Origin of the sequence: Mesorhizobium sp. WSM1497 (assembly GCF_001672455.2) — a bacterium.
Classification (GTDB): domain Bacteria; phylum Pseudomonadota; class Alphaproteobacteria; order Rhizobiales; family Rhizobiaceae; genus Mesorhizobium; species Mesorhizobium ciceri.
Window position 1 is genome coordinate 856,214 of sequence record NZ_CP021070.1, and the last position, 12,529, is coordinate 868,742.

General features: G+C 63.4%; 12 protein-coding genes. 5 read left to right on the forward strand and 7 right to left on the reverse strand.

The window, feature by feature from the left end:
• Positions 1-92: 92 nt before the first annotated feature.
• Positions 93-953, forward strand: coding sequence for an ATP/GTP-binding protein (locus A9K65_RS04165; RefSeq protein WP_064992703.1), 861 nt, complete (start codon positions 93-95; stop codon positions 951-953).
• A gap of 172 nt (positions 954-1,125) precedes the next feature.
• On the opposite strand, the gene A9K65_RS04170 is transcribed toward A9K65_RS04165, so the two are convergent.
• The 5 genes from A9K65_RS04170 to A9K65_RS04190 form a co-directional block, all read right to left on the reverse strand.
• Positions 1,126-1,524, reverse strand: a complete 399-nt coding sequence (locus A9K65_RS04170; RefSeq protein WP_064992702.1) for a hypothetical protein — start codon at positions 1,522-1,524, stop codon at positions 1,126-1,128.
• Positions 1,525-1,653: 129 nt separating this feature from the next.
• A complete protein-coding gene (locus A9K65_RS04175) occupies positions 1,654-3,303 on the reverse strand; it encodes a SulP family inorganic anion transporter (RefSeq protein WP_245321977.1) in 1,650 nt (549 codons plus the stop codon).
• 165 nt (positions 3,304-3,468) lie between these two features.
• Positions 3,469-3,747: a helix-turn-helix transcriptional regulator gene (locus A9K65_RS04180; protein ID WP_063169634.1), complete on the reverse strand. Its 279-nt coding sequence runs from the start codon at positions 3,745-3,747 to the stop codon at positions 3,469-3,471.
• 269 nt (positions 3,748-4,016) lie between these two features.
• Positions 4,017-4,730 carry a phosphatase PAP2 family protein gene (locus A9K65_RS04185; protein WP_064992701.1) on the reverse strand — a complete coding sequence of 238 codons (714 nt, stop codon included), beginning with the start codon at positions 4,728-4,730 and terminating at the stop codon, positions 4,017-4,019.
• A gap of 14 nt (positions 4,731-4,744) precedes the next feature.
• The gene (locus A9K65_RS04190; protein WP_013528672.1) at positions 4,745-5,086 is read right to left on the reverse strand and encodes a hypothetical protein; all 342 of its coding nucleotides are present in this window, start codon (positions 5,084-5,086) and stop codon (positions 4,745-4,747) included.
• Positions 5,087-5,255: 169 nt separating this feature from the next.
• Between A9K65_RS04190 and A9K65_RS04195 the strand changes: the two genes are divergently transcribed.
• Together A9K65_RS04195 and A9K65_RS04200 are read left to right on the forward strand one after the other, a co-directional pair.
• Positions 5,256-6,650: a sensor histidine kinase gene (locus tag A9K65_RS04195; RefSeq protein ID WP_024502211.1), complete on the forward strand. Its 1,395-nt coding sequence runs from the start codon at positions 5,256-5,258 to the stop codon at positions 6,648-6,650.
• Complete coding sequence (locus tag A9K65_RS04200; RefSeq protein ID WP_013528674.1) at positions 6,647-7,306, forward strand: response regulator transcription factor; 660 nt, start codon at positions 6,647-6,649, stop codon at positions 7,304-7,306. The genes A9K65_RS04195 and A9K65_RS04200 overlap by 4 nt, the downstream gene beginning before the upstream one ends.
• Before the next feature lie 307 nt (positions 7,307-7,613).
• Here A9K65_RS04200 and A9K65_RS04205 read toward each other — a convergent pair whose 3' ends face one another.
• Entirely contained in the window at positions 7,614-8,111 is a 498-nt protein-coding gene (locus A9K65_RS04205) for a hypothetical protein (protein WP_064992700.1), read from the reverse strand.
• Positions 8,112-8,673: 562 nt separating this feature from the next.
• Between A9K65_RS04205 and A9K65_RS04210 the strand changes: the two genes are divergently transcribed.
• Positions 8,674-10,677: a PhoX family phosphatase gene (locus A9K65_RS04210; RefSeq protein WP_064992699.1), complete on the forward strand. Its 2,004-nt coding sequence runs from the start codon at positions 8,674-8,676 to the stop codon at positions 10,675-10,677.
• A 145-nt stretch (positions 10,678-10,822) separates the two neighbouring features.
• Complete coding sequence (locus A9K65_RS04215; RefSeq protein ID WP_013528677.1) at positions 10,823-11,047, forward strand: hypothetical protein; 225 nt, start codon at positions 10,823-10,825, stop codon at positions 11,045-11,047.
• Here A9K65_RS04215 and A9K65_RS04220 read toward each other — a convergent pair.
• Positions 11,039-12,229, reverse strand: coding sequence for an NAD(P)/FAD-dependent oxidoreductase (locus A9K65_RS04220; protein ID WP_064992698.1), 1,191 nt, complete (start codon positions 12,227-12,229; stop codon positions 11,039-11,041). The genes A9K65_RS04215 and A9K65_RS04220 overlap by 9 nt on opposite strands.
• Between the last annotated feature and the right edge of the window lie 300 nt (positions 12,230-12,529).

A 12,529-nucleotide genomic window follows, 5' to 3' on the forward strand; every position in this document is an offset into this window, starting at 1 on the left:
GTTTCGTATCGATATTCGATACTAGCGGCGTCAGGCCTTTCCGAAAAGTATCGAAAGCCATAGCTCTGCCTCGTCATCTCAGGAGAGCAGTCATGAACACCCTCATCACCTCAACCTTTATCGCCGTCATCGGCATTGCCGCGGTGCCCGCCGCGGAGGCCGGCGAACTCTGGCGCGCCACCGGGCTCGAACAGCCGGAATCGGCCCTGTTCGACGCCGCTGACAATCGCATCATCGTTTCCAACATATCAGGCAATCCCGGCGAGGCCGACGGCAACGGTTATCTCTCCGTGCTGTCGCTGGACGGCAAGACGGTCACCCAGCACTGGACCGACGGCATGGACGCACCCAAGGGTATGGCGATCTCGGGCGGCAAGCTCTATGTCGCCGACATCACGAAAGTCCGCGTCGTCGACCTCGCCAGCGGCAAGCTGGTCGCCAGCATCTCGGTGCCGAACGCGGTCTTCCTCAACGACATGACATCGGACCAATCCGGCAAGGTCTATGTCACCGACATGCTGGCCGACGCCATCTACCGCATCGATGGCGACCGGCCGGAGCTGTTCGTCAAGGACGGGGGATTGGCTTCGCCCAACGGCGTCTTTGCCGATGGCGGCCGATTGATCGTCGCCTCCTGGGGCAAGGGCATCAAGCCCGACTTCAGCACGACGGAGCTTGGCGGCCTGCTGTCGGTCGACATCGCCAGCAAGGTGGTTTCGCCCTTGCCGGCTGCCCAGAAATTCGCCGATCTCGACGGCGTCGTAGCCATCGGCGACACCATCTACGCCACCGCCTACATGACCGGCACGCTCTACCGCTATCATGCGGGCGGCGCGCCGGAGGTGGTGGCGCAGTTCAAGCCGGGCAGCGCCGACATCGGCACCGATGGCAAGTCGATCCTTTATGTGCCGTTGATGAACGATGGCGAGGTTGTGGCGCTGAAGCTCGACTGAGAGCCATGGTCGGCGCCTCAGGGCAGAGCTGCGAGACGTTCGCAGCCGTGAGGGGAAAGTTCGTTCGTCGGCGATGATCACCAACTCGAACTCGCAGTGCGGCTAATTAACGACGTCTGGCCCGTTGCGGTCGTCTGTCATGCGACGACCCAAAGGATGTTCTTCACCGAAACTAAACCTCGACGTGACCACCGGTTTGGGTCGACCGATGTTTCAGCATCACGTCAGATAGGGTGTCGCGTACTGCTACCATTCGCTGATGCCAGTCGTTCTCCTTGTCGAGGACGATTGCACATTCACCCGCCTTTTTCCCTAGCAGGACCGAGTTGCTAAGCCGCGAAAAATACCATGTAGTAGCCGCAGCGTAGAAGATCGTGTGAGGCGAGTGCACTGAGGCTAGTTCGAAAATGGCGGGTGCGAACACCTCTTCTTGACCGAGCTTTCCGGACAAGATCGTCAGTGCAGCGGCTATATAGGACAGGTGTGAAGATTGCGAGAGTATCTCGTATTCTTTCCGACGCCATTTCGTCACCGCATCAATTTCGAAGGCGCGGGCGATGGTATCGGACAAACCGCGAGGAGCGGCGCAAAGCGGTGTTCACGTCGCGCCGTGCGTGAGTCAGCTCAACGTCAAGAAGTTGGCATTCAACAGGTGGACACCTTGTCCTGACAATGGCCACCGGCCGGCAAATCCCGGCCCCTACCCCGCCTCGATCTTCCCTTTCAGCTGCGCCCGCGCATCCTTGATCGAGGCGGCGTAGGTCACCAGCGGGCGCTTGACGCCGTGGGTGATCAGCATGCGTCGGATCTGCGGCGCGGCGCCTGATATGATGAAGCGGACACCGGCGCGTTTCGCCTTGTGGGCGGCGCCTTCGATGACGTTGGCCGCCGTCGAATCGAAGAACGGTACGGCCGAGCAGTCGAGGATGAAGTTCCTGCGCTGGTCGGCTATGCGGTCGAGCACGGTGCCGACGGTCGATGCGGCGCCGAAGAAGAAGGCGCCCGAAATGCGATAGACGACGGTGTCGGCGTCGGTCGCCTCGCTGGCATCGTAGGCGTTGGTGCTGTCGGCGACATCCTCCTGCACCAGCGGCTGATCGGCCTCGACCGCAATCGACTTGGCCATGCGGTCGATGAACAGGATCGACCCGAGCACGAAGCCGACGACGATGCCTTCGGTGAGATCGCGGAAGATGACGAGCAGAAAGGTCGCCATCAGCACCAGCGCATCGCCGCGCGAGGCACGCAGCAAGGTGGCGAAGGCCTGTTTCTCGAACATATTCCAGCACACGACCGCCAGCACGCCGGCCAGGGCGGCGAGCGGGATATAGCTGGCGAGCGGCGCCGCCACCAACATCAAGGCGAGCAGGATGGCGGCGTGGACGATGCCCGAAACCGGTCCGTGGGCGCCGGCCCGCACATTGGTCGCCGTGCGGGCGATGGTGCCGGTGGCGCAAATGCCGCCGAACAGGGCGGATGCGATGTTGGCGAAGCCTTGCGCCACCAGTTCGCAGTTGGAACGATGCCGGCGGCCCGTCATCCCGTCAGCGACCACCGCCGAAAGCAGCGATTCGATGGCGCCCAGCAAGGCGAAGGCAATGGTATCCGGTAGCACGTCAATCATCCTGTCCAGGCTGATCGGCGGCAAAGCGGGCATTTGCAGGCTGCGCGGTATACCGCCAAAGCGGGTGCCGATCGTCTCCGCCGGCAGCGCGAGAAGCGCCACGACCAGCGATGCCAGCCCGATGGCGATGAGCATTGCGGGCCATGTCGGTCGCCAGCGCTTCAGGCCAGCGATGGTGGCGATGGTCAACACCGCCACGAAGGTCGCCGCCGGGTTGATGGTGCCGGCCGCCTCGCCGACCGCGATCAGCTTCGGGACCAGCGGTCCCGGCTCCTTGCCGGCAAGCTTCAGCCCGAACAGTTCGACGATCTGTCCGGAAAAGATGATGACGGCGATGCCGGCGGTGAAGCCGACCGTCACCGGATAGGGAATGAACTTGATGTAGGTGCCGAGACGGAGATAGCCGATGGCGAGCAGGAAGACCCCTGCCATCATCGTTGCCAGCAGCAGCCCGTCAATACCGACCCGGGCAACCGTCGCGGCCACCAGCACGATGAAGGCGCCGGCCGGGCCGCCGATCTGGAAGCGGCTGCCGCCGAGCGCCGAAATGATGAAGCCGCCGACGATCGAGGTGTAGAGGCCGCGCTCGGGCGTGACTCCCGAGGCGATCGCGATGGCCATCGACAAGGGCAGCGCGACAATGGCCACCGTCAGCCCGGCAATGGCGTCCGCCTTGAAGTCGGCGAACGTGTAGCCCTCGCGCCAGACCGTCACGAGCTTTGGCATGAACAATTCGGAAAATGTCGGCTTTGCCGACTGGTGGGCCGACCTTTGGGCCGATCTGTGGGCCGGTTCATGCACTGCCCGCTGCGTCTGATCCATGGACTGCCTTTCGCACCCTGAAAGGCGGCGGGATCGTCGGCAGGGCTGTCGGCGGTCGCCGTCGCGACTTTATGCCGGCTCAGCCTTGGGATCCGGCGGCACGGCAGACTTGAGGCGCACGCCCCGGCCGCCGCGCTCGCTGGCCTGATTCTCGCCGATCAGCTCCACCCCGGCCTCGTCGAGGGCCTGGATGACCTTCATCAGCGTGTCGACCACGCCCCTGACCACGCCATCGCTCGCCTCCATGCGCTGGATAGTCGGAAGCGAAACGCCGGCGCGCTCGGCGAGCGTCTTCTGATCGATGCCGGCCAGCGCCCTTGCGGCGCGCATCTGCGCGGCAGTGATCATCGGCCGGAATCCCCGTCTGAGTCTGCAGGAGTAAGGTATAATATCATCATTCTGATGTTTCAAGCATTAGGATGAATGTTTGAGACGTAAGTAGCGGCGCCTGACTGGCCATTTTTTAGATACTTTCCCGGGATTGCGCGCTAAGGTCTTCCATCTGGGCAGGGAGTAACGCGGTTGAATATCTTCAAGACTTTCATGACATCGGCAGCCTTGCTGTCGGCGGTTTTCCTGTTGGCCGGCTGCGGGCACGGGCTGATCAACCGGCTGATCTAGTCTCCAGTCTCGCCGTCCGGGTGCTGCCCACGCCATCGCTGCCACGTCCGGGCAGCGAGCCAGCACAGCATCGCCCAGACGAAGCCGGCGCACCAGCCGGCCAGCACATCCGACGGCCAGTGGACGCCGAGATAGACGCGGCTGATGCCGACCAGCAGCGTCGTCAGCACCGCCAGCGACAGCACATAGATCTTCGTCGTTCGACCGGGCAGGAAGCGTGCCGCCAGCGCGCCGAGCGTCAGATAGGTCACCGCCGACAGCATGGCGTGGCCGCTGGGAAAAGACAGCGTCGTTTCGTTGACGAGATGCGAGACGAGTTCGGGGCGCGGCCGGTCGATTCCGGCTTTCAGCAGGCTCGACAGCACCTGACCGCCGGCCACCGCCACGAAGATGAAAAGGGCGGTCGCCGGCCTGCGGATAAGCAGGAGATAGACGATTACCGCCGTCACGATCAGCACCAGCACGCTGCCGCTGCCAAGGCTTGTGACGTCGCGCATCGCCCCTTGCAGCCACAGCGGGCCGATCGGGCTGTCAGGCCGCCCCGCCTGGCGGAAGGCGAGCAGTATTTCGGTGTCGAAGGCGTGCGGGGTGGTGGCGCGCGCCATCTCCATCAGCTCCTCGAATCCCCAAAGGCCGGCCGCGATGACCAGGCCGGCCAGCAGCACCGGGAATTCGACCCGGTTGAACAAAGCGTTCGCGGCATTCTTCATCGGCAATCCGCCCGTTACAGCCGGCCTTGCAGATAGGGTCCGAGCGTGATCAGCGCCACTGCGGCGATCGCCAGCATGATGCCGGTCGCCTGCAGCGCGTTGACGCGCTCGCCGAAGAAGACCAGTGCCACGACGTTCACCGAGACCAGCTGGATGACGGCAGACAGGCTGAACGACACCGACATGCCGAATTCGCGGATCAGCCGCAGCATGATCAGATTGCCCAGCGAATAGAGCGCCAGCGTCAGCGCGATCTTGCCAAGGCTCGGCGCCAGGCCCCATTGCTTGGCGGCTGTCGCCGCCAGCAGGAAAATGACCGTTGAAAAGCCGAGCTGCAGCAGTCCCGAAAAACTCAACGTTCCGTCCCCTCTCGAAGCGGCTCCCGCCGCATGTGTCGCGGACGTTGTTTCCGAAGCGCGCCGGGACGTCAAGCGCTCGACCAAACGAAGCTCTTGGCAATGGCAAGACGGAGGCTCAATGTACCGACATCGTCCAGCCAGTCGATTGAAGGGCGGTCAGGGGTTCATGATTCGTATTCTGCAGAACTTGACGCGACGCTGGAGCGAACTCTCTCTTGCCTTGCAATTCGTCGTTGCCGGCGGTTTTGGCCTGCTGGCCGTCATGCTGGTGGTGGGCGCCTGGGTGACGGCGCAGATCAGAGAGGGCGTCATCCGCAATTCGGCCGCCACGACGGCGCTCTATGTCGACAGCGTGATTGCGCCGCTGCTACCCGACTTGCGCAAGGAGCAGGAGCTCAGCGATTCCGTCAAGCAGGCGCTGGACGAGACGCTTGGCCAGGGCGCGCTCGGCAAGCGCCTCGAATCGTTCATGCTCTGGCGCCGCGACGGGACGGTCCTCTATGCCAAGGAGACGGCCCTGATCGGCCGCCGCTTCGCTCCGAGCGACAATCTGCGTTCCGCTTTCCAAGGCAATGTCGTCGCTGAATTCAATACTTTCGATGAGGATGAGAGCGAGGAGAAGGCGACCGGCTTGCCATTGCTGGAGATCTACAATCCCGTGCGCGAGCCCTGGTCGGGCGAGGTGGTGGCGGTTACCGAGTTCTATGAGATCGCCGACGATTTCCAGGCCACCCTGGCTTCCGCTCTGTGGTCGAGCTGGCTGATCGTGGCCGGCGCGACCCTGGCGGCATTCCTGCTCCTGTCGGGCATCGTCCTGCGCGGCAGCCGCACCATCGACGACCAGCGTGGGGCGCTGCGCCGCCAGGTGTCGGAACTGCAGGGCCTGGTGGCGCAAAACAGTGCCTTGCGACTGCGCGTGCAACAGGCCTCGCGCCGCGCCACCGCGCTCAACGAAAGATATCTGCGCCGCATCGGCGCCGACCTTCATGACGGCCCGGCCCAACTCGTGGCCCTGGCGGCGCTGCGCATGGACAGCCCGATATTTTCCAGCGATGGCCATTCGGGCGCAAGCCGCTCGACCGAGGTCACGATGATTCGCAAGACGCTGGAGGATGCGATGCGCGAAATACGCGGCATCTGCACCGGCCTTGTCCTGCCGCAGATCGAGACGGCTGCCGCAACCGACATTCTGCGGCTGGCCGTCAAGGAACACGAACAGAGGACGGGAACGTCGGTGACGCTGACGCTGGCCGGACAGTTGCCTGAACCCGGCGCCTCCGAGAAGATCAGCATCTATCGTTTCGTCCAGGAAGGGCTGAACAATGCCTATCACCACGGGCTAGGCAAGGATCAGGCGGTGAGTGCCGGGATGAAAGGTGGCAGGCTTTTTGTCGAAGTGTCGGACCGCGGGCCGGGTTTCGATCCGACGGCACGGGTCGAAGGCCTCGGGCTCGCCGGCCTCAGGGAACGGGTCGAAAGTATTGGCGGACAGTTCGAAACCTTGACCGGGCCGCAAGGTACGCGTTTGGTGATCCGTCTGTCGGTCGAGGAGCAAGCATGACTGGGACCATTCGCATCGCCATTGTCGACGATCATCCCCTCTTTCGCGAAGGTGTGACGCGCAGCCTGTCGGAGATCGGAGGCTTCGAGATGGTTGGCGAGGGCGCCACGGCGCAGGATGCCGAACGCCTCGCCGCGACGATGCGGCCCGACATCTTGCTGCTCGACATCTCGATGCCGGGCGGCGGGCTGAGCGCGGTCGCAAGCATCCTCGCCAACCATCCCGCCCAGAAGATCGTCATGCTGACCGTTTCGGAGGCCAATGCCGATGTAACCAAGGCGCTGAACGCAGGGGTGAATGGCTATGTCCTCAAAGGCGTCGGGTCACGCGGCCTCGCCGACATCCTGCGCAATGTCGCAGCCGGCGAAAGCTATCTCTCGCCGACACTATCGGCCCGGCTGCTTTCGGATCTCCAGTCCCAGCAGCCGACCGACGGCTTGGCGGAACGGCTGCGGCAGCTCACCGATCGGCAAACGGAAATCCTGCGGCTGGTGGCGGAGGGGCTGAGCAACAAGGAAGTCGCCTTGCGGCTTGAGTTGCAGGAGAAGACCGTCAAACATCACATGACCGGAGTGCTGTCGAAGCTCAATGTGCGAAATCGCACCGAAGCGGCCTTGATGATGCGTGAGTGGCGCGACCGCGACAGGCCCTCCTAAAGCATTTCACCGTTTCACGGAAACGGCGAGCTGCTCTAACTCTTTGTTTTGACGCAATTCCCAAGGGAAAAGCGCTACGCGCATTTCCCGGGAAAACCGCTTCACACTTTTTCTAGAATTGCTCTGGGCAGGTCCGAAGAAATGCGCAGCGGTTTCCCGTCCCGGATTGCGCAAAAGCGCGTCGCGCCTCGGGACCGCAGCCATTGCGGTGCCGAAAACCGGGACGACGCCGGCCGGAAACGAGGTCACCTCCGCCGGGGGGCGGCGGAGGTGACGTGCAAAGCTGACCGTTGCCTGTTGGCCAGCTTCACAAGGCCTTGAGACGATTGGCATCGGCCGGCGTGGCCTGGCGGTCGATGATCGTGCGACCGAGAGCGTCTTTCATGCTGAAACGACCGTTCTCGAGCTTTTCCGTTATGCCGTCGGGATGCCTGACTGTGATCTTGTTGCCGGTCACGTCGACCTTGTCACCGGTCTTTGCATTGACATGGCTCCCGCTCTTACCCTGACTGGATCCTGATTTGCCGTTGTTGCCACTGTTGCCGCTGTTGCCGTTATTCCCATTGCCGTTGCCGCTGTTCCCGCTATTGCTTCCGCCGGAATTGCCGCCGTTGCCGCCCCCACTGTTGCCTCCGCCCCCACCGCCACCGTTGCCGCCGCCACCCTTGCCGGCGTATGCGCTGGCGGTGTGGATGCCGGAAACGGAGCCGTCCAGGACAATTTGATAGGGCGCAATCGTCAACACCAGCGCCGCTGCCGATTTGAGCGCCAGCCGGCAACAACGGGTCGTGACCGATCTGTGCATTCTGATCTCCGACGACTGAGCCCGGCGCGCCCCACCCCAACGTTGCAGTGCAACCAACATTGCCGAAAGACGCGGCGCCCGGAAGCGACCTCCGACCGTTGCGGTTGTCAACCAGGACCATTGCAAGCGCAAGGTTGGACTAAAGTCCCAAGTATATGCTACATTAGCTTCGCATGAACGGCGCCGTGACCGCCATCGCTAAACGGGAGACTGGCTTTCCCGATGCCTGACGACGGCAGACGCCGAACATCAAGTCACCTCCGCCGGGGGCGGCGGAGGTGACTTGTCGAGGGTGCAGTTGCCCGTTGATCTGTTTTTTGCAAACGACTGATGTCGTCCGCCGTCGCAGGATGCGCGGCCAAGATGCCGCCTAAGGTCTCCTTTCATCTCGAACCGGCGATTCTGGAGCAGTTCACGGTCTGCGGGAATGCTTAGCCAGCGCTGCGCGCAATGCCTGTCGCGTCTGAAAGGTCTCCCGATGTCACGAAAATGTGATCCGGCGATTATAAGGGGGTCAAACAGGTACCCACGCTCCAGCCAATCCAACAGCCAGAGGCAAGCCATGACTGACCTTCGCTCCCCCGACACTCGATTCCGCACCAGCCTGCTCGAGGAAAACGACGGCCCGGCCATCAACGCTTCCGACAACCGCACCATGGGCGAGATCATCGCCGCGCGGTTCTCGCGCCGCGGCTTCCTCAAGGGTTCGCTGGCTGTCTCGGCCATCGCCGCCACCGTCAGCCCGCTGGCGCTGATCAGCGCCGACGAGGCCCGGGCCGCTGAAGGCTCGGCCTTCACGTTCGACGAACTCGAGGCCGGCATCGACGACAAGCACCATGTCGCGCCGGGTTACGACGCCGATGTCTTGCTGCGCTGGGGCGATCCGCTGTTTGCCGATTCGCCCGACTTCGACCCGACGAAACAGTCGGCCGAGGCCCAGGCGAAACAGTTCGGCTACAACAACGATTATGTCGGCTACATCCCGGTCGACGGCTCGGCCGAACATGGCCTGCTGGTGGTCAACCACGAATACACCAATCCGCATCTGATGTTCCCGGGCATCGTGAAGATCGTCGAGAAGGACGGCAAGAAGTCGGCCGAAGTCGCACCCCTCTCGAAGGAGCAGGTCGATGTCGAGATGGCAGCTCACGGCGGCACCATCGTCGAGATCCGCAAGACATCAGGCAAATGGCAGGTGGTGCGCGACGGCAAGCTCAATCGCCGCATCACCTCCAACACCGAAATGGCGCTGTCCGGTCCGGTTGCCGGCCATGACCGCGTCAAGACCAATGCCGATCCGTCCGGCACCAAGGTGTTCGGCACGTTCAACAATTGCGCCGGCGGCGTCACGCCCTGGGGCACCTATGTGATGGCCGAGGAGAACATCCATGGCTATTTCTCCGGCGAGTTGCCGGAAGGCCACAAGGAAGCCGCGAACTACAAGCGTCTCGGCATTCCCGAAGGCGCCTATGAATGGGCGGCGCATTACGAGCGTTTCGACCTCGCCAAGGAGCCCAATGAGGCCAACCGCTTCGGCTGGATCGTCGAGGTCGATGTCAACGACCCGACCTCGACGCCGAGGAAGCGCACCGCCATGGGCCGCTTCAAGCATGAGGGCGCCGAATCGATTGTCGCCAGGGACGGCCGCGTCGTCTTCTATCTCGGTGACGACGAGCGCTTCGACTATGTCTACAAGTTCGTGACCAAGGCCGCGTTCGATCCGAACGATCATGCCGCCAACAGGGACCTGCTCGATGATGGCACGCTGCATGTCGCCAGGTTCGCCGAAGATGGCACGGTCGAATGGCTGCCGATCGTCTTCGGCCAGGGACCGCTGACGGCTGAAAACGGTTTCACTGGCCAGGCCGACGTGCTGATCGAGACGCGCCGCGCCGCCGACCTGCTCGGTGCCACCAAGATGGACCGCCCCGAAGACATCCAGCCCAATGCCGTCAACGGCAAGGTCTATGTCATGCTGACCAACAATTCGAAGCGCAAGGCCGATCAGGTAGACGCCGCCAACCCCCGCGCCGAAAACGCCTTTGGCCACATCATCGAGATCGCCGAGGACGGCGGTGATTTCACCGCCGCCAAGGGCAAGTGGGAAGTGCTGCTGAAATGCGGTGATCCGGCGGTTGCCGATGTCGGCGCCACCTTCTCGACGGCAACGACGGCCAATGGCTGGTTCGGCATGCCCGACAATTGCGCGGTCGATTCGGCCGGGCGTCTCTGGGTCGCGACCGACGGCCAGGGCCCGAAAGCCACCGGCCGCACGGATGGTCTGTGGGCGGTGGACACGGAGGGGGCGGCGCGGGCGACCTCGAAACTGTTCTTCCGCGTGCCGATCGGCGCCGAAATGTGCGGTCCGCTGTTTGCGCCCGACGACCAGACCGCCTTCGTCGCCGTCCAGCATCCGGGCGATGGCGGCGAGGACTGGGAAGCGTTCGGCCGCCCGTCCTACTATGAGGATCTGTCGACGCGCTGGCCCGACTTCAAGCCCGACATGCCGGTGCGGCCGTCGGTGGTCGCCATCACCAGACAGGGCGGCGGCAAGATCGCGGTCTGATTGCCCTCCAGCATGGGGCGCAGCAGCGGAGCAGATTTGCACCGCTGTCGCCCTTTGATGTCGCGGCATAGGGTGAAGTTGGTCAAGCCTCGGGAAAGATTGGCAATTTAAGCATGGCGCCCTAGATCTTCATCAGGAGATCGCCATGTCGAAGTCCGTCTATGACCGTGGCTTGCTCAAGCCAGCCGATATCGCCAAGCTGCAGCGCGTGTTCGACGAGGCCTGCCGGCGGCGCGAGGCACATCCCGATTCCGCCGACGCGCGGGAAATCGCGCTTAACCTGCTCGCCCTGCACAATGCCGGCATGGTGGAAGAGGACATGCTGATGGAGGCCGTCGGTTTCCGGCGGCTGGAACCCAAATCAGCGTGATGCGCCGGGTTGGTGCGAGGCCGACCCTGCAATCCGTTTGGCGATCGCCTTGGCCAGGATGCCGGCATTGGCGAAGCAGCCGCGAATGCTCGGCCGCATGCCGGTGAACCACAGACCGGGCAATTTCGGATCGGCTTGCCCGCCGTTGAAGAGCGGAACGCCCTTGGCGTCGAGCACGCCGAGCTTGCCGACCACCGGCTCCAGCCCGGTGCGGTAGCCTGTCGCGGCAATGACGATGTCAGGATAGATCAGGCTGCCATCGGCCAGGATCACGCCGTCACGGGTGAATTCCCTTATGCCGGGTACGACGGTGATCTTGCCGGCCTTTATGGCGCTGACGGCGCCGTCGTCGGCGGCGATCGCGGTGTAATCCGAGGTCAGGCGGCTGGCGCCGCCCGCAGGCGCGGGCGGCAGGCCGAATTTGGTCAGGTCGCCGAAAGCCAGGCGCTGCGTCGCCGACATCACCGCGTCGGCGACCCGCAACGGCAAGCGAGCCATGAACGGCGAAAGCCGGTGCACGGCGATCTTGCCGATGCGCTTGGGCAGCAGGGCGGGACCGCTGCGGGCCGACAGCCAGATGGCGGCCGTGTCTATGCCGGCCAGATGATTGAGCGCATCGAAACCCGAATTGCCGGCGCCGACGACCAGCACTTTCTGGCCCGCATAGGCCTGTGCGTCACCGAAATCCGCCGAATGGATGATGCGCCCGACGAAATCCTTCATGCCTTTCCATTCGGGAATGAACGGCTGCCTGTCGCGGCCGGTGGCGACGACGACATTGCGGGCCAGCCGCAGGCCAGCGCTGGTCCGTACCGCCCAGTGATCGCCCTTGAAGGCAATCTCTTCGACAGCGACGCCAAACTGCACCGGCAGCCGGTTTTCCTCCCTGAAATCATTCATGTGGCGGATGACGACCGTCCGGTGCGGAAAGGCGGGGGTGCCGGGGGGATAGGGGAGACCAGGCAGCGAAGAAAGATCGCGGTGGGTGTTGAGATGCAATTGCTGGTGCCGCCGGTGCCATGGCTCAGCCAACCGGCTTTCCTTTTCCAGGATCGCCGTCGGCACGCCGGCGTTCATCAAGGCGTGCGCGACGGCCAGCCCGGCAGCACCGGCGCCGACGACGATTGCCGGCTCGACCTTGGCCGGCAGATCCACAACCGATCTGATTGTCGTATCAGTCATTCACTCGAATCCCGTTCGACGCCAGGCTGGCAGGACGCTGTAACCGTTTGATCCCGCGCAGGATCCCTGCAGCAAACCGCGGCCGAAATTTCGAGCGATGCGAATTAGCTCCGTACGCCGGGCCGCGGTTGCGCTCTATATGGCATATGCGCGATATCAACGGTAATCAGGTCGCGGCAATGTGATTGATTCGAGGCTCGGGGTGGCTGGCGGGTCTCGGTTATCCCCACGCGCATGCCCGAAATCGACTCCGATTTCGAGTCATGCGCAGAATCAAAGTGTTACAGCACCTTGGCGCGT

What these genes read in the sequence shown, in the direction of transcription:
- A9K65_RS04175 (WP_245321977.1), bottom strand. Translation starts at nt 3,303, where the DNA reads ATGCCAAAGCTCGTGACGGTCTGGCGCGAGGGCTACACGTTCGCCGAC.
- A9K65_RS04200 (WP_013528674.1), top strand. Translation starts at nt 6,647, where the DNA reads ATGACTGGGACCATTCGCATCGCCATTGTCGACGATCATCCCCTCTTT.
- A9K65_RS04210 (WP_064992699.1), top strand. Translation starts at nt 8,674, where the DNA reads ATGACTGACCTTCGCTCCCCCGACACTCGATTCCGCACCAGCCTGCTC.
- A9K65_RS04215 (WP_013528677.1), top strand. Translation starts at nt 10,823, where the DNA reads ATGTCGAAGTCCGTCTATGACCGTGGCTTGCTCAAGCCAGCCGATATC.
- A9K65_RS04185 (WP_064992701.1), bottom strand. Translation starts at nt 4,730, where the DNA reads ATGAAGAATGCCGCGAACGCTTTGTTCAACCGGGTCGAATTCCCGGTG.
- A9K65_RS04195 (WP_024502211.1), top strand. Translation starts at nt 5,256, where the DNA reads ATGATTCGTATTCTGCAGAACTTGACGCGACGCTGGAGCGAACTCTCT.
- A9K65_RS04165 (WP_064992703.1), top strand. Translation starts at nt 93, where the DNA reads ATGAACACCCTCATCACCTCAACCTTTATCGCCGTCATCGGCATTGCC.
- A9K65_RS04205 (WP_064992700.1), bottom strand. Translation starts at nt 8,111, where the DNA reads ATGCACAGATCGGTCACGACCCGTTGTTGCCGGCTGGCGCTCAAATCG.
- A9K65_RS04180 (WP_063169634.1), bottom strand. Translation starts at nt 3,747, where the DNA reads ATGATCACTGCCGCGCAGATGCGCGCCGCAAGGGCGCTGGCCGGCATC.
- A9K65_RS04220 (WP_064992698.1), bottom strand. Translation starts at nt 12,229, where the DNA reads ATGACTGATACGACAATCAGATCGGTTGTGGATCTGCCGGCCAAGGTC.